Origin of the sequence: Belliella filtrata (assembly GCF_022549775.1) — a bacterium.
GTDB classification, from domain to species: domain Bacteria; phylum Bacteroidota; class Bacteroidia; order Cytophagales; family Cyclobacteriaceae; genus Belliella; species Belliella filtrata.
Map to the genome: position 1 here is coordinate 1 of NZ_JAKZGP010000135.1, position 1,364 is coordinate 1,364.

Annotated in this window: 2 protein-coding genes; both read left to right on the plus strand. The window is 36.4% G+C overall.

The annotated features are described in order from the left end of the window. The first annotated feature begins 227 nt into the window (after positions 1-227). Complete coding sequence (locus MM239_RS20745) at positions 228-389, plus strand: hypothetical protein (protein ID WP_241350241.1); 162 nt, start codon at positions 228-230, stop codon at positions 387-389. After that, positions 386-1,276: a hypothetical protein gene (locus tag MM239_RS20750; protein ID WP_241350242.1), complete on the plus strand. Its 891-nt coding sequence runs from the start codon at positions 386-388 to the stop codon at positions 1,274-1,276. Before MM239_RS20745 ends, MM239_RS20750 begins: the two co-directional genes overlap by 4 nt. The last annotated feature ends 88 nt before the right edge of the window (positions 1,277-1,364 follow it).

Consider the following 1,364-nt stretch of genomic DNA (forward strand, 5'->3'; position numbering starts at 1 on the left):
AAGGCTATATAAACGTCGCTCTGCTCCGGCCTTGACAAGTTTCCTTACTTGAGCTAGGGGGCATTTAAGATGATGAAAACAAAAGAAAAACAATAAAAAAAGTGTCAAGTAATTTCAGGACGCGACAGTAAGTATGAAAGTCTGTCCTAGTACACATGGGGAAGACAAGACTAGTCCGATTGATCACTTAACGCTTAACATTTAACACTTATAAAACCCAAATAAATATGCTTACAGAAACACCAATCAAACTAAAGGGTAGGAGAGAAGAGCTCGGTCCGATGCCTAAGCCTCTGCCAAATGGCAGCCATAGACCTCTGGTCAATATCCTGATTATCAAAGATCCTGCGCCTAGTAACAATACAGTTCATCAAAATTTAAAATCATGAAAATATTAGAATTAGATAATAACATTAAAATATTAGGAGTCTGCTTGCTCTGGCTGTGTTCCTTGACTAGTCGAGCACAAGATTCAGTTATGACTGAATCAGTTGATTCTGCCCCTGTAGTGATTTATGGGGAAATTAAATCTAGTATGCCAGTTGAAGAACTCACCTTAACTGTTCAGACTCATTACCTGACACCAAATGGTAAATTTCCTAGTCCTATAAAAGTAAATGCGAAAACAGAATCTGGAAACTTATTTACAGGTACGCTAGGGTTTGAAACATTTTACTTTTCAACAGAGCCAATTGATGAAATTGCTGTAATTAGTATTTTTCATGCAAGAGGATTTTTAATTCAAGACTATAAAGTAATTCCTGGAGATACAGTCAGGATAAACGCTGATTTTACAATGCTGAGAACATCATTTTCAGGTCCTGCGGCTGAGAGCTTTATTTTTCAATCTCAAGCCAAAATCATAAATGCTTCTAATGATTTGAACCAACCAAACGCAATTGTAACACCGAATGCTGATGGATTAATTGAAAGATTTTCAGAAGCATATCAGTCAGCAAAAGATGATCCTGTGCGACCTGTGATGACCATTCTGGATTCTAATCAGGCAACTTTAAAGTATTTAATAGAATGGGTTTCAAAACTCACGACTGCTGTAGATTCTGATGAATATTTACAAAACTCCAAAAAGCAGGTAGATGAAAAGATTCTTCATGGAGTCCTTGCCGATAGACTTGGGCTTGAAAGGTATAAAATTCTTGATCATTTCAATAGGATATATGACGGGTCAGATGCTCATAATGCATTTTATCATCAAATTCTCAAGGACCTTGATTCCACAGCAATTCCGAGCATAAATTTTCAAGTTGATTGTTAGGTTGTTACAACTATGCTTAAGAATTAATCTTCGGGCTATTCAAAAGGAACGTAAAAAATCCTATATAACTGAACCTGAGTTACATGCA